We start from the raw sequence: 19643 nt of genomic DNA, 5'->3' as shown, positions 1-19643 counted from the left end.
ACTTCAATGCGACGTTCGCATGAAGTGATGCGGATTTTTCGCTTGGATCGCCAGCGATCGGCATGTGAAGTGTCGCGGCAATCCAAGCGTTGAATGAGCCCGCATCATGAGGAACGACCCGCTTTCCCACGGCCTGTGGGAGAAGACCGCGCCCCCCGCCCCGCAAACCGAGACGCTGTCTGGCGACGCCAGGGCGCAGGTCGCCATTGTCGGCGGCGGTTACACCGGGCTGTCCGCAGCGCTGTTTCTGGCGGAAGCCGGCACGGACGTGGTGCTTCTGGAAGCCGAGGAAATCGGCTTCGGCGGCTCGGGACGCAATGTCGGCCTCGTCAATGCCGGCATGTGGGTGATGCCCGACGATCTGCCCGGCATTCTCGGCGAAACCTATGGCGAGCGCCTGCTCGACCTTCTGGGCGATGCGCCGCGCGTGGTGTTCGACCTGGCGACGCAGCACGGCATGGCCTGCGAGGCGATGCCTGTCGGCACGCTTCATTGCGCTGTCGGCGAAAGCGGCCTCGTGCAGCTGGGCGAACGCGCCCGGCAGTGGCAGGCCCGCGGTGCGCCGGTCAGACTGCTTGATCGCGAAGAAACGCGTGCGAAGGTTGGCAGCCAGACTTTTTCCGGCGCGCTTCTCGATGAACGCGCCGGCACCATCCAGCCGCTTGCCTATGCGCGCGGGCTCGCTCATGCAGCCCAACGGGCCGGCGCACGCCTTCACACCGGTTCCCGCGTCACAAAGGCGGAGCGCAGCGGCAGCGACTGGCGGCTGGAGACTTCGACTGGCGCACTGACGGCGCGCCATGTCATCGTCGCCACCAATGCCTATACAAACTCGCCCTGGCCGCAGATCCGGCAGGAGATCGTTCACCTCCCCTATTTCAACTTCGCCACCCCGCCGCTGCCGCAGGCCGTGCGCGACACGATCCTGCCCGGGCGTCAGGGCGCATGGGATACCAAGCAGATCCTGACCTCCTTCCGCTGGGACCGCGAGGGCCGGCTGGTCTTTGGCAGTGTCGGTGCCCTGAAAGGCACCGGACAGGCCATTCACCGCGCCTGGGCCGAGCGCGCCATTGCACGGCTTTTCCCCGAACTCAAAGGCACGCGGTTTGAAAACTGCTGGTATGGCCATATCGGCATGACTGCCGACCATTTGCCAAAATTCCACCGCCTCGGCGACAATGTGATCGGCTTTTCCGGTTACAACGGTCGCGGCATCGGCCCCGGAACCGTGTTTGGCAAATCTCTGGCAGACCTCATTCTGGGCCGCATCTCCACCGACGAACTGCCCCTGCCCGTCAGCGATGTGACGACGCAATCCTTCCGTGGCGTGCGCGAGGGCGTTTATCGCTATGGCGCGGAGGCAGTGCACCTTCTGCGCACGGTGTTTTAGAGCGTCCTTTGTGCGTCCATTCGGATGCACAAAGGACGCTCTAACCTATTGAACCTGCGCATCGTGCTTTCCGAAAATCGATTCCGATTTCCGGGCCGATGCTCTAAAAAAGATCGAGCTGCCCGCCATCGTCACGGGGTTTGGGCGCGGAGCGCGCCTCTTCACGGCGCTCCACACGCTCCTGAAGGTCCGGACCGACATTGGCCACCTTGTTGACCCGGTCTGAAACGGGCACCGCCTCGAAGAAATCCGGCTGGGCCGGCTTCAGGAGATCGGCGACGTGGCGCGGTTCCTGATTGAGGCAGTCGAGCCAGCGCTCGAAATCCTCGGGCTGGATCACCACCGGCATGCGGTGATGGATGCCGCGCAGGTCCTCATTCGCCTCGGTGGTCAGGATCGCGCCGGTGTCCATTTCGGTTCCGCCCGGTTCCGACCAGCTTTCCATGAGCCCGCCAAACGCAATCAGCCCGCCGTGCTTCGGCCTGATCCAGTAAGGCTCGGCCTTCTTGCTGCCGACGCGCCGCCATTCATAGAAGCCATTGGCCGGGACCAGCGTACGGCGATGGCGCATGGCCGTGCGAAACGACGCCTTTTCAGCCGCCGTCTCGGAGCGCGCGTTGAACAGCAGCGAAAGATCGGCGGGGTTCTTCGCCCAAGACGGGATAAGCCCCCAGCGCACGAGCATGGTCTGCCGCGCCGGGAGATTGGAGCCCGGCGCGCGCGTCGGACCCGACATTGCCATGAGGATCGGCTGTGTGGGCGCAATGTTGTAGCGCGGCGGAAACGGCTCGAAATCCGTTACCGCCAGAAGCGACTGCACCGCGTCGGGCGTCGATGTCAGGGCAAAGCGACCACACATACCGGTAGCACAGGCGACCTAGTACCGGCCGCCTTCCTCATAGAGATAGCGATCATAAAGGCGCTGGGCATCGCGCAGGCGGCCCTCGGCGAGGAACAGCTCCGACTCTTTCAGCGAAATCCGGTTGCGCACCTTGCGGCGCTCCTCGCCCTTGGCCGCATCTTCCAGATCGTCATAGAGACGCTCAAGGTCACTCTTCAGCCGGTCGTAGTCCGACTGGGCGTCGTGTACACGCTTGCCAACCCGATAGGCGTTTTCAAAACCGGGAGCGATGCGCGCCGGGCACGAATTGGCATAGCTGCGGCCTTCGCGCCCAACGCTCAAACCGTTTTCAGGCGTGCAGTAGCGGCGAATGCCGTCTTCCCAGCCCGAACGCCACGCGTTCTCATCGACCGGCAGATTGTACTTCACGCAGGCCTCGCGGTGCCGCTGGATGTAGGAGGTGCTGCGGCCGGCAGCGCCATCGCTGCGCCCCAGATCGCTCCAGTTTACCGTTTCGCACTGGGTCTCGTTTAGCGTTGCGCACGCCGAAAGCGACAGCATGGCCGCCAGACCGGCGACAAGTTTTCCGCTCCTCAATGCCTGCATGATTGCGTTCCCCCAACTTATCAGAACATAAATATAGCGCCGGACTTTTGGCGATGAACGGAGAGGATGCAAGGCTTTTGCCGACTAAACCAAAGGAAATACGCGCCGTATCGGCCGCAGTACAAAAGAATGGTTGCTTTCTTCTGGTGCGCCGGGGACGCGCCCCGGCGAAGGATTACTTCGCTTTTCCGGGAGGGCGCGTGGAGGCGGGCGAAACCGCCGAACAGGCGCTGGCCCGCGAGCTTCTGGAGGAAACCGGACTGACCGTGACGACCGCCAGCCCCTATCGCGAGATCGTGCTGAACGGGGACGACGCAAAGACCTATCGGCTCACCGTCTTCTGCGCCACGGTCATGACCGGTGAGCCGGTTGCCGGTGACGATGCAAGCGAAGCCGGCTGGTTTTCCGCCGATGCGTTCGCCGCCATGCCGCTGACCGACAGCACGCGCGAAATCATTGAAGAACTGCAACACCTGGCCGCCTCTTGAACATGGCCTGGAGAATGCTCTCAATCTTGCCACTTTCTTCAAGGCCATGTGCCATACTCTGGAAAAGCACGGGGTTTGACAGTCTGGGGCTCGCTGGGTGACAACACGGCATGCGTAGAGGATCGGTAAGAACAGGGCTTCTGGCCGTGATCGTGATGGCGACACCTGCCGCGCAGGCCAATGACGCCAGCTATGAGAAGCCGCTTTTGCAGCTCGCGGAGGTGATCGGCTCCGTCCATTATCTGCGCAACCTGTGCGGCGAGAAATCCGGAGCATGGCGCGAGAAGATGGAAGCGCTTCTCGAAACGGAAACGCCGACGCCGGATCGCCGCGAAAAGCTGATCGCCAGCTTCAATCATGGCTACCGCTCCTTCGCCAGCACCTATGAGAAGTGCACGGCGCAGGCTCTGGCCGCCATTGACCGGTATATGGAAGAAGGTTCGCGCCTGTCCGAAGAAATCGTGCAGCGCTACGGAAACTGAGACCTGATAATGATGCGGCATCTCCTGAACGTTCAGAGCCTTGCAACCCCGCTGTCGCTGGCCGGGCCCGGATGGCGATGGCTGGCCGGACCGGTAGCGCTGCTGCTGACCATCGGGGCTGCCACCCCGGCGCTGGCGCTGAGCGAATTGCATGAGGCACCGGCAGCGGAAGAAGAAGCAGACACCGACAGCGTGGAGCGTGTTCCGCTTCCCCCGCCCATCCGCATGCCTGCCGGAAACGGTGAAACGCCCGGCGACGCAGAGGGGGCGACGCCCCTGAAGGACACCCCCCTGCGCGACACGGTGCGTCCTGACACCGAGATCGGCAAGGATATCCCTCAGGTTCAGTACGATCTGGAGCAGCTGCCCGAACCCGTGCGCCGCATGCATGGCCTGATCGTTGAAGCGACCAAGAGCGGCGATCTCGAACAGCTGCGCCCGTTGATCGGCAACAGCGAAACCGGAACGCGCCTCTCGCTGGGCCTTCTGGAGGGCGACCCGCTTGAGCATCTTCTGGAGTTATCAGGCGACGAGGAAGGTCAGGAAATTCTCGCAATCCTGCTGGAGGTTCTGCAGGCGGGTTATGTGCATCTCGATCAGGGCACGCCGCAGGAAATGTATGTCTGGCCCTATTTCTTCGCCCTGCCGCTGGAAACGCTCGACAAGAAGCAACGTGTGGAACTCTTCACGCTCGTCACGGCCGGCGACTACGAAGACATGAAGAGCTTCGGCGCTTACATCTTCTATCGTGTGGGCATCACGCCTGAGGGGCGCTGGTCCTTCTTCGTCGCCGGAGACTGACTGCAAGCGAAGACCGCATTTCTTGCAATCGGGCACTGCGCCCCCATATCCAATTGAGTTTCAGGGAGGAACGCATGAACGGGATGGCGCAGCCTCGAGCCGGTGCTTTTGCAACTTCCAAAAGCTCGGGCCAACGAACGCGGCTCGTGCGCCGCGTGGTTCTCTTTCAGGTCAAGCTGATGGCCGATGGTCTTCGCGACGTGGTCATGAGCCCGCTCTCGCTGGCTGCGGGCCTGTTTGGCCTTCTGTCGCGCGATGGCAGTGCGGAAATCTATCTGGATCGCCTGATGCGCTTTGGCCGCGACACGGACCACTGGATCAATCTGTTCGATCACCGAAGTGCTCAAGGGACCGACAGAGGCCCCTCCCTCGACAGCATCGCCGATGAAATCGAAGATGCGATCCGCCGTGATTATCAGGATGGCGGGCTGAGCGCGAAAAGCGCGAGAACGCTCGCCGAAGCGGCGGCGCGGTTGCGTGAAAAGACCGGGCGCTAGGGTCAGGACCCTGGGCACGGCCCCAGACAAAGAAGCCGGGTTGTCGCCAGCGCAAAAGCATCCTAGCTAGAGGGCAGGCCCTATCTAGAATCTTCCCCGGATCAGCCATGCCGACCTGCCATCTCGACAATCGCGCGCTCTTCACGCTTGAGGGCCCCGAGGCCGAACATTTTCTGCAAAACGTGATCACCACGGACCTCGCAAAGCTTGGCTCCGGTGAGTGTCGCCCCGGGGCGCTTTTGACGCCGCAGGGCAAGATCCTTTTCGATTTCCTGATCTCAAGGGCGGGCGACGAAGCATTCCGCATCGAATGCCGGGCCGATATTGCAGCAGATCTGGTCAAGCGCCTCACGCTCTACAGGCTGCGCGCCAAGGCTCAGATTTCCTCGCCTGAACAGAGTGTTATCTCTGTTTCATGGGAAAGTGATTCTGGTTCTTCATACAGTGATTCAACCGTAATCGACCGACGTTTCCCAGAGACCATCACGGTCTATCGGCACTATGGAGATGCGCCCGCACAGGATGCCGGCGTCGAGGATCTGGACCGCCTGCGGATCGCCCATGCCGTTGCAGAAAGCGGCAGCGACTACGAACTCGGCGACGCCTTTCCCCATGATGTGCTTTTCGACCAGAATGGCGGCGTCGGCCTCAGGAAGGGTTGCTATGTCGGTCAGGAGGTCGTCTCGCGCATGCACCATCGCGGCACCGCGCGCCGCAGGCTTCTGATCGCTCAGGCCGATGCAGACCTGCCCGCCGCCGGAACCGAGATCAGGGCCGGCGGCAAGCCGCTGGGCGCGCTTGGAACCGTGTCCGGCAAACAGGCGCTCGCCATCGCCCGGATCGACCGGGTGAAGGACGCGATGGACGCCGGCAACCCGATCACCGCAGGCGAAACCGAAGTGATCCTCGCCATTCCGGCCTGGGCGACGTTCACCTTTCCGGCCAGTGACGGAGATGCGGGCTGATGGCGGCCCCGACGGCAAAGACCGGAATGCGCGCCTGGCAGCGCATGCTTTCCGGCCGCCGCCTCGATCTGCTTGATCCCTCGCCTCTCGATGTGGAGATCATCGACATCGCACACGGGCTTGCGCGTGTCGCGCGCTGGAACGGGCAGACAAGGGGTGACCACGCCTATTCCGTCGCGCAGCATTCCCTTCTGGTGGAAGAGATCTTCAGCCAGCTTTCGGGCGACGCCACGCCGGACCATGCGCTCGCCGCGCTTCTGCACGATGCTCCCGAATATGTGATCGGCGACATGATCTCGCCCTTCAAGGCAACGCTGGGCGATGATTACAAATCCGTCGAGAAGCGGCTTCAGACAGCCATCCATCTGCGCTTCTCGCTTCCGCCCGACCTCTCGCAAAAGCTGAAAAAGGCCATCAAACGCGCCGACCAGATCGCCGCCTTCTACGAAGCGACGCAACTGGCGGGTTTTGAGGTTCCCGAAGCGGCGAAGTTTTTCGGCCGCCCGCGCGGCATGCCACCGGAAGGCATCGCAATCGCCCCCCAGCCGCCCAGACTGGCGCAGGAAGCCTTCCTCGCGCGCTTTGCGGAAATCGAGCTTGGCCGGCAGGGCTGAGCAGCCGGCTTTGTATTCTCCTCCCTGTCACGCCGGATTTACAGCCGGATGCAAGGCTTGTTAGACACGGGTGTTCGCCGGCTTTCGCAGTCGAGCGCCTGTCGGCCGCTCACGGCGCGCCGCACACAAAGGGAGGGCAAGTTTCTTCCAGCCCTCGCACGCCGCAAACGACCACAATGGCACGGAGACGTCCCCCACAATGGAATTTAAAACTGAGACCATCACGACCGCTGCCCAGGCGGCCTGGGCGGAGGTCAGCGCATTCGCTGTTTCCTACGCCTTCTCGATTCTCGGCGCCATCATTCTCATCATTGCTGGCTTCATCGTCGCAAACATGGTCGAGAAATGGGTGCGCCGCACGCTCGAGCATTTCCGCTCCTTCGACGCCACGCTCACCAGCTTCCTGTCCCAGGTCGCCCGCTATGCGGTTCTGGTTCTCGTCGGCGTCACGGTACTCGCCCAGTTTGGCGTGCAAACCGCCAGCATCATTGCAGCGCTGGGCGCCGCCAGCATCGCCATTGGCCTTGCGCTTCAGGGCACGCTCCAGAATGTGGCGGCCGGCATCATGCTGCTGGTCCTGAAACCCTTCCGGGTCGGCGAGTTCGTGGAAGCCAGCGGCATTTCCGGCACCATCCAGGCCATTGGCCTCTTCGCCACGGAAATGAAGACCGTCGACGGCCTCTACATTCTCGCGCCCAACAGCTCGCTGTGGAACACCTCGGTCACCAATTATTCGCGCAACTCGCGCCGCCGCAACGACCTGGTGATCGGCATCGGCTATGGCGACGACATCGATCTGGCGCAGCAGACCATGATGGATCTGGCCGCTGCCGACGAGCGCATTCTGAAAGATCAGGAACCAGTGACCTACGTGTCCGAACTTGGCGACAGCGCCGTGGCCGTCACCCTGCGCTACTGGACCTCGACCGCCGACTGGTGGCAGACGCGCCTCGACATGACGAAGGCGGCCAAGCAGGCGTTTGACGAGAAGGGCATTTCCATTCCCTTCCCGCAGCGCGATGTGCATTACCTGCCGATCGACAGCAAGAAGCCCGCTTCCGGCGGCGCCACAAAGGCTCTTGCAAAAGGCTGAACCAAACCGTTCCACCCGTTCACAGGATGGGTGGAACGGTTTTTCTTCAGGGCAACCAACCCGGCATCACCTGCCGGCGATCAGCTGGCGATAGGTGGCATTCGCCAGCTCCAGCAGCTGCGCTTGCGGGATCGCACCGGCCACGGTGTAGGAAAACCCGTTTTCATGCCAGTAGAAGGCGCGGCTACCCTCCTCCTCGAACAGGCGGAAGCCTGTTTTCTCATCCTGAAGGCAGTGCGCGACATAAAGAGAAACCCGCTCGCCTTCCGGGTCTTCATACATGAACTGCGCGGCCGTCTTGTCGCCCGACGGCAGAAGCCGTCCGCCCATGAGGTCGAAACCCTCCGGTCGCAGATCAGGTGCAACAAGCTGCGTGCCCACGCGATTTGAAAGCCAGCCGACCAGATGGTTGCGATCACTCGCCCCAACCTCGACCACATGCAGCTTTTCCGACGCGTAGACCTGATGCGCCGCGACCGCCTGCCCCACGACTTCAAGCGTGGCAAGCGTTTCTGCACCATTGAAGCCTGTGCGCCCTGCCCAATATCCGGCACTCGCCCCCACTGCCAGAAGCAGCGCGGCAGCCGCTGCAACCATGCTGCGGCGGCGCGCCGGGCTTTTGCGTCGACCGGCTCCCAGCCCCACATCAGATAATCGCTGCGGCGGCTCCTCACCGGCAAGCCCCGAGAGCGTCTCGCGCAGAAGCGCACGGTCGGAAGCATAGCGCGCACTGAGCGCCCGCATGTCGGGTCGCGCCATGAGCCAGGCTTCATAGGCTGCCATGTCCTCGGCCGGCAACTCGCCATCGAGCGCAAGGTGGATGTCTCTCTCATCAAAGCTGCGTTGCGTCATCATTCCACCGCCTTGAGAATGCGCCGCCGCCGCGCAAGATCGAGCACGTCACGCAGATCCTGCCGCCCGCGCGCCACGCGCGACATAAGCGTTCCCGTCGGGATGTCCAGAACCTGTGCAGCCTCGGCGTAGCTCATGCCCTCCACGCCGACCAGCAGAATGGCGGCGCGCCGCTCGGGCGCCACGTCCTGAAGGGCGTCGAGCACGTCGCGCAGATCAAGAACGCCATTCTGTTCCGGCGCGCTCGACAGATCCGGCGCATCGAACGCTACCTGATCGGACACCTCGCCACGCCGTTTGCGCGCGCGGACGCCATCCACGAAAAGATTGTGCATCAGCGTGAAGAGCCATCGGCGCGGCGACGTGCCGGTCTGCCAGTTGTCGAGCCGCAGAAAAGCGCGCTCCAGACAGTCCTGCACGAGATCGTCAGCGGCATCGGCATCATGCATGAGCGCGCGCGCATAGCGCCGGAGCCCCGGTATCTCGCCGACAATCGCCTTTCGTCTGCCGTCCATGCCCCCTGCCCGTCTTTCGGACGGGTCCTGATGCTTCTTTTACATCAACGCTTCTATCCGCCGGTTTATTCCCATGACGCCAGCTAAATTATGAGAAAAACTGATCTTTCGTGCACAATTTGTCGATTAAAACAGTTGCACTGCTGAGCTAGGTTGCACGCCGAAACGTCCTCCCACACTGGAAGCGCAAGGCGAAAACTCCCATGACACAGCAAAGCACCAGCCGGGATACCGGCCAGCCCTCTTTTCCCTGGCTGGTGGTTGTCTGCGGGTGCCTGATCGCGGCACTGAACTTCGGCCCGCGTTCGGCGATGGGTTTCTTTCAGCTCCCGCTTCTGGCCGAAACCGGCTGGGACCGCACCACATTCGGTCTCGCCATGGCGATCCAGAACCTGCTCTGGGGCGTCGGTCAGCCGATCTTCGGCGCGATAGCAGACCGGTTTGGAACCTGGCGGGTTCTGGCGCTTTCTGCAGTGATCTACGCTGCCGGTCTTCTGATGATGTCGATGCCCACCAGCGAAGCCATGCTGCATATCGGCGGTGGCGTGCTTGTGGGGCTCGGCGTCGCGGGCGGCTCCTTCGGCATCATTCTCGCGGCCTTCGCGCGCAGCACGCCTGCCAACAAGCGCAGCCTGATCTTCGGTCTGGCGACAGCCGCCGGCTCGGCCGGCATGTTCGTCTTCGCCCCGATCAGTCAGGGGCTGATTGATGCATTCGGCTGGTCGGACACGCTTGTCTATATGAGCATAGCCATGCTGGTGGTGCCGCTTCTGGCAATCCCGCTCGTCGGCAATGCCGCCACCGCCAGAAACAGCGCCGAGATCTTCAAGCAGACCATCGGCGAAGCGTTGCGCGAGGCTTTCGGCCATCGCAGTTTCCTTCTGCTGGTTGCGGGCTTCTTCGTCTGCGGTTTTCAGGTCGCCTTCATCACCGCGCACTTCCCCGCCTATATCGGCGACATCGGCATTGATGCGCGCTATGCGGTAATCGCGCTGGCGCTAATCGGCTTTTTCAACATTATCGGCTCTCTGGCGTCCGGCTATATCGGTCAACGCTATTCAAAGCCGGGCTTCCTGTCGCTGATCTATATCGCGCGCTCCATCGCGGTGACGGCCTTCCTGCTCCTGCCCCAGACACCCACAAGCGTCATCATCTTCGCCATCGTCATGGGGCTTTTATGGCTCTCCACCGTGCCCCCGACGAACGGTCTGGTGGCGATCATGTTCGGCACGGGCCATCTGGGGCTTCTGGGCGGGATCGTGTTCTTCTCCCACCAGGTCGGCTCCTTCCTGGGCGTCTGGCTCGGCGGCTATCTCTACGACATTTTCGGCAGCTACGATCCCGTGTGGTGGCTTGGCGTTCTGCTCGGCCTGTTCGCCGCCTTGGTGCACATGCCGATCCGGGAAGCCGCTGTTACGCGCCCGTCCCTCGCCCCGGCAGAATAAGCGAAGATCAGTCCGCGGCGCGCTCGGCGCTACGGGCCAGCGCCATCAGAAAACCGCCGCGCGCATCGGGCTCTTCCATGCCGCGCGGCTCGTATACATTGCGATGAAAGAAGAATCCGGTCAGCCGATAGGCGTCATCGAGCGCTTCGCGCGTCGTCTCCGCCGTGTTCCGCGTGGTCAGAAAAGCCGGCAATGGCAAAAGCTTGTCGCGCCAAGGCGTTCCGGCCTCCTGCGTCACCGCACGCCCCGATTTGGGAGAGACATAGGCCAGCCCTTCGCGGCTTCCCGTTAGCGCGCATTTTCCAAGATCCAGCCCGAAACCCAGCTCGTCCAGAAGCGCCAGCTCGAACCGCACCATCAGCGGCCCGGCAATCTCGGGCTCGTCCAGATGCGCCGTGATGACCTTGAGTGTTTCGTAGAGCCCCGCATGCGCGTCGCGCTCGGGCATGAGCCGCAGATGTGCGGCCAGAAGCTGGATGCCGTGAATGGCGACGGCCGAGGCGAGCAATCGCGCTGCGTTGAGCTCGAGAGGTTCGACCTGAAACGCGCCCAGATGCTCTTCGAGCCGGGCGCGCCAGACGAGATCAACACGATTGCCCGGCTGCAGGAGTGGCTGCATGCGGCGTGACCGGCCGCCCTTCACCAGCCCCAGATGACGGCCATGTGCCGCCGTCATCGTTTCAAGGACGACGCTCGTCTCGCCATACTTTCTGGCGCCCAGAATGATCCCTTCGTCGCGCCATTCCATGCGGCCACTGTCCTCCCGTCAGGACGGGAATTCAAGCCCCATCTCGCGGTAGCGCTCGGGGTCATTGCCCCAGCCTTCGCGCACCTTCACGAAGAGGAAGAGATGGACCTTCTGCTCAAGAATATCGGCGATTTCCTCGCGCGCTGCCTGTCCGACGGCACGGATCGCCGAGCCCTTGTGGCCGAGCACGATTTTCTTCTGGCTGTCGCGCTCCACATAGACGACCTGGTCGATGCGCACGGACCCGTCCTTGCGCTCCTCCCATTTCTCCGTCTCCACATGGATGGCGTAAGGCACTTCCTGATGCAGCCGCAGAAACAGCTTCTCGCGCGTGATCTCGGCAGCGAGCTGGCGCATCGGCAGATCCGAAATCTGGTCTTCCGGATAGTACCAGGGACCGACCGGCAGCGTTTCGGCGAAATAGGAAAGCAGGTCATCGCAGCCCGAGCCCTGCAGCGCCGAGACCATGAAGGTGCGCTCGAACGCCACCGCCTCATTGGCCTTTGCCGCCAGCTCAAGAAGGGTTTCGCGCTTCACGCGGTCGACCTTGTTGAGGATGAGGATCTTGGGCTGAGCGACGTCCTTGAGCTTTTCAAGAATGGCTGCCGCATCTCCCTTGATGCCGCGTTCGGCATCGATGAGGAACGCCACCACATCGGCGTCCTTGGCCCCACCCCAGGCGGTGGTGACCATGGCGCGGTCGAGCGTGCGACGCGGATTGAAGATGCCCGGCGTGTCGATGAACACGATCTGCGCACTCTCATGGGTGGCGATGCCGCGCACGATGGCGCGGGTTGTCTGCACCTTATGGGTGACGATGGACACTTTTGCGCCCACGAGCTGATTGAGCAGCGTCGATTTGCCGGCATTCGGCGCGCCGATCAGCGCCACGAAGCCGGAGCGGGTTTCACCCTGCGGGCTGTCAATCGATATGTCTTCACTCATGATACGTTCTCGTTTCTATGCCAGACGCCTTCGCGCTCCAGCATGGTCGTGGCCGCCGCCTGCTCGGCTTCGCGCTTGGAGCGTCCCTTGCCGAATGCGGGGTCATAACCCTTGATCTTTACGGTGACCGAGAAGACCGGATCGTGATCCGGTCCCTGCCGATCGTCAACACTATAGGCTGGCGTGACGCCAGCAACCTGATGCGCCCATTCCTGCAGCGCTGTCTTGGGATCGCGTCGGTCAGCGCCCTTGGCCCGCGCGCGCGATCCCCAATGGGTGCGAACGAATGTGCGGGCCGCGTCGATCCCCGCTTCCAGGAAGACGACCGCAATCAGGGCTTCCATCACATCGGCGCGCAGATTGATCTGTTTGCGTGTCGCAGCCCCACGCAAATCGCTGCCCATATGGATCAGCGGGCTGATATCCAGTTCGTCGGCGACTTCGGCCAGCGTCTCGGCATTCACCAGCGCATTGAGGCGCACCGAGAGTTCGCCTTCCGGCGCTTTGGGAAAGCTTTCAAAAAGCAGTTCGGCAACGGCCAGTCCGAGAACCCGGTCGCCGAGAAATTCAAGACGCTGATAATCCACGCCCGCGCGACCGCGCGCGCTGGAATGCGTCATCGCTTCCTCGACCAGCGCGGCGTCTTTGTAAGCAAACCCGGTGCGCCGGGACACTTCAGCGACGAGCTGGGGTCCGCGCAGACGTTTGACAGCCATGGTTTTTGGCAAGGCTCAGTCGACCCAGTTGAGAATGCGCGACGGGCGCACTTCCGACGGCCAGCGCCACAGCTCAAGCGGACTTGCACCGCCGGCGATGGAGAAGAAGATCACATTGGCGCGGCCCACCAGGTTTTCAGCCGGCACGAAACCGACCGAGAAACGGCTGTCGGCAGAGTTGTCGCGATTGTCGCCCATCATGAAGTAATGGCCTTCAGGAACCACGAACTCACGCGTGTTGTCGCCCAAGCCGGTCTCCGTCAGGTCCAGCGTCTCGTAGGAAACGCCATTGGGCAGGGTCTCGCGATAGACATCGACCGGGCGGTCCATCTCCGTGATGTCGGGATCGGTGATCTGGCCAAGCTTCTCGCGCTGCACCGGCTCATCATTGATGAAGAGAACACCATCGCGCATCTGGATCTTGTCGCCCGGCAGGCCAACCACACGCTTGATGTAATCGATGGACGGGTTCGGCGGGAACTTGAACACCACCACATCGCCGCGCTCGGGCTCGGACGCCCAGATACGGCCGGAGAACAGCGGCGGCGAGAACGGCAGCGAATGGCGAGAATAACCGTAAGCCCACTTGGTGACGAACAAATAGTCGCCTTCAAGCAGGGTCGGACGCATCGAGCCCGATGGAATGGAGAATGGCTGAAAAAAGAAGGTGCGGATAACCAGCGCCAGAATAAGCGCCTGGACGATCACGCTCACCGTCTCGCCTGCCCCGCCCGATTTCTTCTTCGTCTTGTCAGCCACGCTCATTACTTCCTCGGTTCGACTGTTTCGGCACGGTCTTATCGCGCCAGAAAGGCGGCGGCAATGCGACAACGCTCCCTTGCGCAGTTTTCAGCCTCAGTTTCCCGTGTCGGGAACCGCCTCGATAATCACGAATGCCTGAGCCAGCGGAAAGTCGTCGGTAATGGTCAAATGGACAAGCACTTTCATTCCAGGCGGCGTCATGTTCATGGCGTGCTCGCGCGCGCGTCCGGAAAGCTCCATGGTCGGCTTGCCGCCCGGCAGGTTCACGACGCCCATTTCGCGCCAGAAGACGCCGCGCGAAATGCCCGTGCCCAACGCCTTGGAGCAGGCTTCCTTGGCTGCGAAGCGCTTGGCGTAGGAGGCAGCACGCTCGCGGCGCTTGTCAGACTTCGCGCGCTCCACCTCCGTGAACACACGCTGCGTGAACCGTTCGCCGTAGCGGTCGAGCGTTTTTGCGACGCGCCGAATGTCGATCAGGTCGCTTCCGATACCGATAATCATGAACTTGTTGCCGTCCCTGCACCAAAGGCCTGCTGGTTCGCCCTGCGGCGTGCGCGCTCGGCAAGGCGTTTGCGGCGCTGCTCACGAAACCCGAAAACCGCCCAGCGTGTCAGAAAATAGAAGACCAGAGCGAAGGTGATCCCGAGCGGCAGAGCGCCGATGGACATGGGCTTCAGGAGTGGCTCCCAGAGCTGCGAGAATTCGAGATGGCTCAGCATCTTGCCCAGATGGATGGGCGCTCCCTGAGGAATATCGCCGCCGTAGAGGATCATGCGCCCGGTCTCGAGCGTCGCGCCCCAGATGAAGGGGAATGTCAGCGGATTTCCAATGGCGGTGCCGATGGCCGAGGCGACAAGGTTTCCGCCCAGGCACCAGGCCAGACCGGCGGCGATGAAAAAGTGAAAGCCCATGAAGGGCGTGAAGGACGCAAAAACGCCTGCCGCAACACCGGCTGCGATGGCATGCGGCGTTGCCGTGAGCCGAAGGGCCCGCTTTACGAAATATTGTGCGGATCGCCAGAAAGACCGACGCGGCCAAACGAGGGTTCGCGTCTTTTCCCATAAATCGGCAGGTTTTCTACGTCGAAACAACATCGCGCCTACACCGCACCCCCGAATGCCAACATGCTTCTCCCCCAGCACTCCGATCCTATAAGACCGACCTCCTTAACGGCGCGTTCCCGCAAACCGGTTTGTGCATCGATATAGGCAAGCTGAGACAGATGGGGCAAGGGCAACCACGCGACCAATTGCGCTTCCGAAGAGATGGCCGGAAACGCGATTGTTCTAAGCGCCTGAAACGGCAGAATTTTGACGCCGCCGATCAATCAGTGACCGCATGACGCGCGGCTATGAAACGCGCGCCATGTTCCTGTCCTGAAGCATGTAGCCGCGGCTTTCGCTCCAGCCGAGTTCAGGGTGACTCGCAACCTGATGCGCCAGATACTGGATACGCCAGCTGTCGACGACCTGATAACCGAGCGCCTCCAGGTCATCCAGAAAGCGGGCCTTGTTGCGGATATGGTAGGGCAGATAGGTCGGCCCGCCACGCTGCAGCGTGTAGACCGAAGGCCCTTCCCTTAAGGCGACCTTGTTGAGAAGGATGACCCTTGGCCGCGCAGGCAGGCTTTTGACGAAATCGGGAAACGGCATATCCAGATATTGCAGCAGCCCCGAGCAAAGCAGGATGTCCGCTTCTTCTATTTCCTCAAGGCAATCGCAAAACGAGAGTTGCGCCTCCAGACCTTCGGAGACCGCCATCTCCCTTCCCGCCTTCACCATCGCCGGCAGTTCATAGACCTGCCATTGCACCCTTGAGAGGTCCAGAAGGTCACGAAAGGCACGGAACTTGGTACCCACATGCCCACCGGCATCCAGCAGGCGCAACGGCGCGCCATTGCGTGCGCGCAACTCCCGTTCGAGCCAGAAGAGGATCGGGTAATCCCAGTCAATGACCCGGCTCATCTTGTCGAGCGCAACGGGCACGACCACTTCGTGATCGTAATCGGTCAGCGCCCAGCCCGGCGCTGCGCGCACGGCGCTTTGCCGGTCTGGATATGCGCCCGTCAGCTCCGCACGGCGGGCGACGAGATGCAGCTTTGAAAGAGCGGAGCGGAACGGCCGGGCGGCGCGCTTGATCCCGCCACTGTCGAAATGCAGTAGAGCTTTCATATCAGCCTCTCTTGAACAGAAGGAGCGTTCCTCCCCGCGCCCGGACGAACGCACGGCGATGCGTGAGGCGTTCAGATCGCGCGGGGAGAATGTTCAGGAGAGGTTTTGACGGGGCGGCTTGAGCAATCGTTTAGCCTGAAAGGCGCAGATGTTTTCTGCCGGATCAGCGGCCAGACACGCGGCGAAGCGCACAGGCCGGATGGCATGGAAAGAGGACTGCCCCATGGGCATGCAGTGAAGGGCGCAGCAGTCCTGAGCGGAGGCATCCACGTCATCATGAGCATAGCCCTCCGGCCCATGATCAGCGGCGACTGCAATCACGCTTGCGGTTGCCATCTCGGGAGCCGGGTGTGCGCTGGCCCCAGGCATTGGGTAGAACAGCAAAACGATCAAGGTGAAAACCGCGATCACCCCGCCTACTCCCAGTCTCGCCAAAGGCGTATCTTGCCAGAAACAGCGCATTCGGCACGTTGTTCATGAGCGCTGGTCGGGTCAATTCACCCCGGCCGCGCCGCAAGTAACCAATTTGCGAACGGGCGGGCCATTTTGCTGACTGTCGGGGCGGCGCGACCGCCTATTGGCGCATGCCCCACCACCATAGGACAGCGGGCCGCAACATTGTGATGCCTTGCCCGCCCGTGCGATCAGCCGTTCACGCGGTGCGCATCGCTCACGCTGGTGATTTCCTTGAGCTGCGAAATCAGCCGGTTGAGATGCTTCAGGTCCCAGACCTCGAGATCGAACAGCATTTCGGTGAAATCGGGTGCCGTGCGCTCCATGGCGAGCGTGTGAATGTTGGCGTCATTTGAGGCCACCACCTGCGCGATCTCGGCCAGCGAGCCGGGCTCGTTGATGGCCGTGACGGACATGCGGACCGGGAAGCGCTCCTTCATGTGCTCGTCAATGTCCCAGCGCACATCGATCCACCGCTCCGGCTGATCGTCGAACGCGGTGAGCGCCGGCGACTGGATCGGATAGATGGTGATGCCGGAACCGGGTTGAAGAATGCCGACAATGCGGTCGCCCGGCACCGCCCCTTCAGGCGCGAAGCTGACCGGCAGATCGCCCGTCACGCCGCGAATCGGCACGGCGTTGCCCTGCGGGGTTTCGCCCGAAGCATCACGCGTGGTGCGCTTGGCCTTGCGCGAAGAGCGGCCGGGGATCTGGAACAGCATGCCCGCCGCATTGCGCAGGTTGAACCAGCCCTCCTCGCGCTCCTTGGGGGCCTGCGTGACGCGCTCGTCCTTGTAGTCGGGGAACACGGCGCGAACCACGTCCTGCGAGGAAAGCTCCCCGCGCCCGACCGCAGCCAGAACATCCTCCACATCCTGCCGACCGAGCCGGTGCAGCACCGGCTTCAGCGCATCGCGCGAAAAGGTCTTTTCGGCCCGCTCGAAGGCGCGCTCGAGAATGCGCGCGCCGAGACCGGAATACTGTTTGCGGATCGCGTTTCGCGTGGCGCGGCGGATGGCGGCGCGCGCCTTGCCGGTGACAACGACCGATTCCCACGCCGCCGGCGGCACCTGCGCCTTGGAGCGGATGATCTCCACTTCGTCGCCGTTCTTCAGCTCGGTCATGAGCGGCATGATCCGGCCATTGACCTTTGCGCCGACACAGGTGTCGCCCACCTCGGTGTGGACCGCATAGGCAAAGTCGATGGGCGTTGCCCCGCGCGGCAGCGCGATCAGCCGCCCCTTGGGCGTGAAGCAGAAAACCTGGTCCTGGAACAGCTCCAGCTTGGTGTTTTCGAGGAAGTCTTCCGGCGTATCGCCCTCAGACAGCGCCTCGATGGTGCGCCGCAGCCAGGCATAGGCATTGGTGTCGCGCGAGATGCGGTGATCCGCGCCGTTCACCTTGCCGCCGAAATCCTTGTAGATCGAATGCGCGGCAACACCGTATTCGGCAATGCCGTGCATGTCATAGGTGCGGATCTGCAGTTCCACGCGCTGGCGCGACGGCCCGACAATCGTCGTATGGATCGACCGGTAGTCATTCTGCTTGGGCGTGGAGATGTAGTCCTTGAAGCGCCCCGGCACCATCGACCAAGTGGAGTGGATGACGCCCAGCGCCCGGTAACAGTCTTCGACCGTATCGACGAGCACGCGGAAACCGAAAATGTCCGACAGCTGCTCGAAGGAAAGCGCCTTCGTCTCCATCTTGCGGAACACCGACCAGGGCTTCTTCTGGCGGCTCTTCACCGTCGCCTCGATCTGGTGTTCTGTAAAGAGGTGTGACAGCGCCTCTTCAATGGCCTTGATGACCCCGCGATTGCGCTCGAAGAACTCCGCCAGCCGCTCCGTCACAGCGCGAAACGCTTCGGGATTGATGTGGCGGAAGGCGAGCTCTTCAAGCTCCTCGCGCATGTCCTGCATGCCCATGCGACCGGCCAGCGGCGCATAGATGTCCATCGTCTCCTCGGCGATCCGGAGCCGCTTGTGCTCGGGCACGTGATCGAGCGTGCGCATGTTGTGCAGGCGGTCGGCAAGCTTCACCAGAAGCACGCGCACATCGTCGGAAATGGCGAGCAGAAGCTTGCGCAGGTTTTCTGCCTGATGCGCCTTCTTGGAAACGAGATCGAGGCGCTTCAGCTTGGTCAAACCCTCGACGAGCTTGCCGATATCGGGGCCGAACAGTTCATCGATCTCGGCGCGCGTGGCGCTCGTATCCTCGATCGTGTCATGCAGGAGGGCGACAGCAATGGTCGCCTCGTCCAGATGCATGTCGGTCAGGATGGCGGCAACTTCCAGAGGATGTGAAAAATAGGGATCGCCAGAGGCGCGGCGCTGATGACCGTGCTTCTGCATTGCGTAGACATAGGCCTTGTTGAGTAGCGCCTCATTGACGTCCGGCTTGTAGCGTTGAACACGCTCGACAAGCTCGTATTGACGCATCATGGGCGGCTTCCTCTGTTCTTATTGTTGTCTACGCAAAGCAAAACATGCGCCGCGAGGTGCACGGCGCATGTTTAAGATAGGCAGGAATGTTCCGGCAAGGAAGAGATTGCCATGCCGAACATTCGTGTCGATCAGAAATCGTCGCTTTTTTCCGGCGGCACGAGGCCTTCGATGCCGGCGAGCAGATCTTCTTCGCTCATGCGGTCGAAGGAAATCTCCTCCTCCGGCTGCTCTGCGCTTGCTTCCACGGCCTCGGCGGACGGCTCGCTGATCTCCGGGAGATCGGCTTCCGGCTCGTCAACCTCGACATGCTTCTGCAGCGAGTGAATCAGATCTTCTTTGAGGTCGCCCGGAGACAGGGTCTCGTCAGCGATCTCGCGCAGGGCGACAACGGGGTTCTTGTCGTTGTCGCGGTCCACGGTAATTGCTTCGCCCTGCGAAATCTGGCGGGCGCGGTGGCTCGCCAGGAGCACGAGATCAAAGCGGTTATCGACCTTGTCGATACAGTCTTCAACGGTCACACGGGCCATTCAGTGCCCCTTTCATGCGTAAATCTGCAAGGAAATCCAGCGCGTCAATACCCTGCCAGCCCGAAAAATTCAAGGCCGAGACGCAACGCTTGCTTTCCGATCAACACGCAATTGCGGCGCGGTGATGGCAGCCGGCGCGCCAGCCCACAGCTTGTAATTATGACGAATTTATATATTGGTTGGAACTATCATAGTTCAGCGCTATTTCCTCATAAGAGATAGCTTTTTGGGCACCTTCCGGCGCGACGCTTTCGTTTTGTGCGCCAACCTTTTTTGAAACAGGAAATT

At 62.0% G+C, this 19643-nt stretch carries 23 protein-coding genes; 9 read left to right on the top strand and 14 right to left on the bottom strand.

Annotation, left to right across the window (positions count from 1 at the left end; genetic code table 11):
- The first annotated feature begins 106 nt into the window (after positions 1–106).
- Positions 107–1390, top strand: coding sequence for an NAD(P)/FAD-dependent oxidoreductase (locus JYP46_RS04295; RefSeq protein WP_206547364.1), 1284 nt, complete (start codon positions 107–109; stop codon positions 1388–1390).
- Positions 1391–1493: 103 nt separating this feature from the next.
- Here the strand turns inward: JYP46_RS04295 and JYP46_RS04290 are convergent, their stop codons facing one another.
- Positions 1494–2249 carry an SOS response-associated peptidase gene (locus JYP46_RS04290; RefSeq protein WP_206547363.1) on the bottom strand — a complete coding sequence of 252 codons (756 nt, stop codon included), beginning with the start codon at positions 2247–2249 and terminating at the stop codon, positions 1494–1496.
- 18 nt (positions 2250–2267) lie between these two features.
- Positions 2268–2837, bottom strand: coding sequence for a DUF2799 domain-containing protein (locus JYP46_RS04285; RefSeq protein ID WP_222473866.1), 570 nt, complete (start codon positions 2835–2837; stop codon positions 2268–2270).
- A 53-nt stretch (positions 2838–2890) separates the two neighbouring features.
- Here JYP46_RS04285 and JYP46_RS04280 point away from each other — a divergent pair, with 53 nt between their 5' ends.
- From JYP46_RS04280 to JYP46_RS04250, 7 genes are all read left to right on the top strand, one after another.
- Positions 2891–3325 (top strand): NUDIX hydrolase, encoded by a 435-nt coding sequence (locus JYP46_RS04280; protein WP_206547362.1) that lies wholly within the window; start codon positions 2891–2893, stop codon positions 3323–3325.
- A 110-nt stretch (positions 3326–3435) separates the two neighbouring features.
- Positions 3436–3807 (top strand): TIGR02301 family protein, encoded by a 372-nt coding sequence (locus JYP46_RS04275; protein ID WP_206547361.1) that lies wholly within the window; start codon positions 3436–3438, stop codon positions 3805–3807.
- Positions 3808–3816: 9 nt separating this feature from the next.
- Positions 3817–4608, top strand: a complete 792-nt coding sequence (locus tag JYP46_RS04270; RefSeq protein ID WP_206547360.1) for a hypothetical protein — start codon at positions 3817–3819, stop codon at positions 4606–4608.
- An 83-nt stretch (positions 4609–4691) separates the two neighbouring features.
- The gene (locus JYP46_RS04265) at positions 4692–5105 is read left to right on the top strand and encodes a hypothetical protein (protein ID WP_206546618.1); all 414 of its coding nucleotides are present in this window, start codon (positions 4692–4694) and stop codon (positions 5103–5105) included.
- Positions 5106–5212: 107 nt separating this feature from the next.
- Positions 5213–6070: a CAF17-like 4Fe-4S cluster assembly/insertion protein YgfZ gene (gene ygfZ, locus JYP46_RS04260; RefSeq protein WP_206547359.1), complete on the top strand. Its 858-nt coding sequence runs from the start codon at positions 5213–5215 to the stop codon at positions 6068–6070.
- A complete protein-coding gene (locus JYP46_RS04255; protein WP_113154676.1) occupies positions 6070–6684 on the top strand; it encodes a YfbR-like 5'-deoxynucleotidase in 615 nt (204 codons plus the stop codon). The genes ygfZ and JYP46_RS04255 overlap by 1 nt, the downstream gene beginning before the upstream one ends.
- 199 nt (positions 6685–6883) lie before the next feature.
- Positions 6884–7777 (top strand): mechanosensitive ion channel family protein, encoded by an 894-nt coding sequence (locus tag JYP46_RS04250; RefSeq protein WP_206546616.1) that lies wholly within the window; start codon positions 6884–6886, stop codon positions 7775–7777.
- Positions 7778–7843: 66 nt separating this feature from the next.
- Here JYP46_RS04250 and JYP46_RS04245 read toward each other — a convergent pair whose 3' ends face one another.
- Positions 7844–8629, bottom strand: coding sequence for an anti-sigma factor family protein (locus tag JYP46_RS04245; RefSeq protein WP_206546671.1), 786 nt, complete (start codon positions 8627–8629; stop codon positions 7844–7846).
- The gene (locus JYP46_RS04240) at positions 8629–9144 is read right to left on the bottom strand and encodes a sigma-70 family RNA polymerase sigma factor (RefSeq protein ID WP_206546615.1); all 516 of its coding nucleotides are present in this window, start codon (positions 9142–9144) and stop codon (positions 8629–8631) included. The genes JYP46_RS04245 and JYP46_RS04240 overlap by 1 nt, the downstream gene beginning before the upstream one ends.
- Positions 9145–9347: 203 nt before the next feature.
- Between JYP46_RS04240 and JYP46_RS04235 the strand changes: the two genes are divergently transcribed.
- Positions 9348–10589, top strand: a complete 1242-nt coding sequence (locus JYP46_RS04235) for an MFS transporter (RefSeq protein ID WP_206547358.1) — start codon at positions 9348–9350, stop codon at positions 10587–10589.
- A 7-nt stretch (positions 10590–10596) separates the two neighbouring features.
- Here JYP46_RS04235 and recO read toward each other — a convergent pair whose 3' ends face one another.
- The 10 genes from recO to rpoZ all read right to left on the bottom strand — a co-directional run bounded on the left by recO (position 10597) and on the right by rpoZ (position 19355).
- A complete protein-coding gene (recO, locus tag JYP46_RS04230; RefSeq protein ID WP_206547357.1) occupies positions 10597–11337 on the bottom strand; it encodes a DNA repair protein RecO in 741 nt (246 codons plus the stop codon).
- 18 nt (positions 11338–11355) lie between these two features.
- Positions 11356–12282: a GTPase Era gene (gene era / locus JYP46_RS04225; RefSeq protein WP_206547356.1), complete on the bottom strand. Its 927-nt coding sequence runs from the start codon at positions 12280–12282 to the stop codon at positions 11356–11358.
- Positions 12279–12998 (bottom strand): ribonuclease III, encoded by a 720-nt coding sequence (gene rnc, locus JYP46_RS04220; RefSeq protein WP_206547355.1) that lies wholly within the window; start codon positions 12996–12998, stop codon positions 12279–12281. The genes era and rnc overlap by 4 nt, the downstream gene beginning before the upstream one ends.
- 15 nt (positions 12999–13013) lie before the next feature.
- Positions 13014–13763 carry a signal peptidase I gene (lepB, locus tag JYP46_RS04215; protein WP_113154669.1) on the bottom strand — a complete coding sequence of 250 codons (750 nt, stop codon included), beginning with the start codon at positions 13761–13763 and terminating at the stop codon, positions 13014–13016.
- A gap of 90 nt (positions 13764–13853) precedes the next feature.
- Complete coding sequence (gene acpS, locus JYP46_RS04210) at positions 13854–14261, bottom strand: holo-ACP synthase (RefSeq protein WP_113154668.1); 408 nt, start codon at positions 14259–14261, stop codon at positions 13854–13856.
- Positions 14258–14854, bottom strand: coding sequence for a DUF2062 domain-containing protein (locus JYP46_RS04205; protein WP_206546610.1), 597 nt, complete (start codon positions 14852–14854; stop codon positions 14258–14260). The genes acpS and JYP46_RS04205 overlap by 4 nt, the downstream gene beginning before the upstream one ends.
- A 255-nt stretch (positions 14855–15109) precedes the next feature.
- Entirely contained in the window at positions 15110–15931 is an 822-nt protein-coding gene (locus JYP46_RS04200; protein ID WP_206547354.1) for a methyltransferase, TIGR04325 family, read from the bottom strand.
- Between the two features lie 93 nt (positions 15932–16024).
- Positions 16025–16342 carry a hypothetical protein gene (locus tag JYP46_RS04195; RefSeq protein ID WP_206546608.1) on the bottom strand — a complete coding sequence of 106 codons (318 nt, stop codon included), beginning with the start codon at positions 16340–16342 and terminating at the stop codon, positions 16025–16027.
- A gap of 233 nt (positions 16343–16575) precedes the next feature.
- Complete coding sequence (locus JYP46_RS04190) at positions 16576–18825, bottom strand: RelA/SpoT family protein (RefSeq protein ID WP_206547353.1); 2250 nt, start codon at positions 18823–18825, stop codon at positions 16576–16578.
- Between the two features lie 131 nt (positions 18826–18956).
- A complete protein-coding gene (gene rpoZ / locus JYP46_RS04185) occupies positions 18957–19355 on the bottom strand; it encodes a DNA-directed RNA polymerase subunit omega (RefSeq protein WP_113154662.1) in 399 nt (132 codons plus the stop codon).
- Between the last annotated feature and the right edge of the window lie 288 nt (positions 19356–19643).

It is taken from the genome of Nitratireductor aquimarinus, from assembly GCF_017255295.1.
GTDB classification, from domain to species: Bacteria; Pseudomonadota; Alphaproteobacteria; order Rhizobiales; family Rhizobiaceae; genus Nitratireductor; species Nitratireductor aquimarinus.
Note: the sequence above shows the minus strand (reverse complement) of the source record. Positions and strands in the feature narration are given on the sequence as shown.

Excerpts from the sequence above, each read along its gene's own strand:
- JYP46_RS04295 (WP_206547364.1), top strand. The coding sequence starts at position 107 with ATGAGGAACGACCCGCTTTCCCACGGCCTGTGGGAGAAGACCGCGCCC.
- JYP46_RS04290 (WP_206547363.1), bottom strand. The coding sequence starts at position 2,249 with ATGTGTGGTCGCTTTGCCCTGACATCGACGCCCGACGCGGTGCAGTCG.
- JYP46_RS04285 (WP_222473866.1), bottom strand. The coding sequence starts at position 2,837 with ATGCAGGCATTGAGGAGCGGAAAACTTGTCGCCGGTCTGGCGGCCATG.
- JYP46_RS04280 (WP_206547362.1), top strand. The coding sequence starts at position 2,891 with ATGAACGGAGAGGATGCAAGGCTTTTGCCGACTAAACCAAAGGAAATA.
- JYP46_RS04275 (WP_206547361.1), top strand. The coding sequence starts at position 3,436 with ATGCGTAGAGGATCGGTAAGAACAGGGCTTCTGGCCGTGATCGTGATG.
- JYP46_RS04270 (WP_206547360.1), top strand. The coding sequence starts at position 3,817 with ATGATGCGGCATCTCCTGAACGTTCAGAGCCTTGCAACCCCGCTGTCG.
- JYP46_RS04265 (WP_206546618.1), top strand. The coding sequence starts at position 4,692 with ATGGCGCAGCCTCGAGCCGGTGCTTTTGCAACTTCCAAAAGCTCGGGC.
- ygfZ (WP_206547359.1), top strand. The coding sequence starts at position 5,213 with ATGCCGACCTGCCATCTCGACAATCGCGCGCTCTTCACGCTTGAGGGC.
- JYP46_RS04255 (WP_113154676.1), top strand. The coding sequence starts at position 6,070 with ATGGCGGCCCCGACGGCAAAGACCGGAATGCGCGCCTGGCAGCGCATG.
- JYP46_RS04250 (WP_206546616.1), top strand. The coding sequence starts at position 6,884 with ATGGAATTTAAAACTGAGACCATCACGACCGCTGCCCAGGCGGCCTGG.
- JYP46_RS04245 (WP_206546671.1), bottom strand. The coding sequence starts at position 8,629 with ATGACGCAACGCAGCTTTGATGAGAGAGACATCCACCTTGCGCTCGAT.
- JYP46_RS04240 (WP_206546615.1), bottom strand. The coding sequence starts at position 9,144 with ATGGACGGCAGACGAAAGGCGATTGTCGGCGAGATACCGGGGCTCCGG.
- JYP46_RS04235 (WP_206547358.1), top strand. The coding sequence starts at position 9,348 with ATGACACAGCAAAGCACCAGCCGGGATACCGGCCAGCCCTCTTTTCCC.
- recO (WP_206547357.1), bottom strand. The coding sequence starts at position 11,337 with ATGGAATGGCGCGACGAAGGGATCATTCTGGGCGCCAGAAAGTATGGC.
- era (WP_206547356.1), bottom strand. The coding sequence starts at position 12,282 with ATGAGTGAAGACATATCGATTGACAGCCCGCAGGGTGAAACCCGCTCC.
- rnc (WP_206547355.1), bottom strand. The coding sequence starts at position 12,998 with ATGGCTGTCAAACGTCTGCGCGGACCCCAGCTCGTCGCTGAAGTGTCC.
- lepB (WP_113154669.1), bottom strand. The coding sequence starts at position 13,763 with ATGAGCGTGGCTGACAAGACGAAGAAGAAATCGGGCGGGGCAGGCGAG.
- acpS (WP_113154668.1), bottom strand. The coding sequence starts at position 14,261 with ATGATTATCGGTATCGGAAGCGACCTGATCGACATTCGGCGCGTCGCA.
- JYP46_RS04205 (WP_206546610.1), bottom strand. The coding sequence starts at position 14,854 with ATGTTGTTTCGACGTAGAAAACCTGCCGATTTATGGGAAAAGACGCGA.
- JYP46_RS04200 (WP_206547354.1), bottom strand. The coding sequence starts at position 15,931 with ATGAAAGCTCTACTGCATTTCGACAGTGGCGGGATCAAGCGCGCCGCC.
- JYP46_RS04190 (WP_206547353.1), bottom strand. The coding sequence starts at position 18,825 with ATGATGCGTCAATACGAGCTTGTCGAGCGTGTTCAACGCTACAAGCCG.
- rpoZ (WP_113154662.1), bottom strand. The coding sequence starts at position 19,355 with ATGGCCCGTGTGACCGTTGAAGACTGTATCGACAAGGTCGATAACCGC.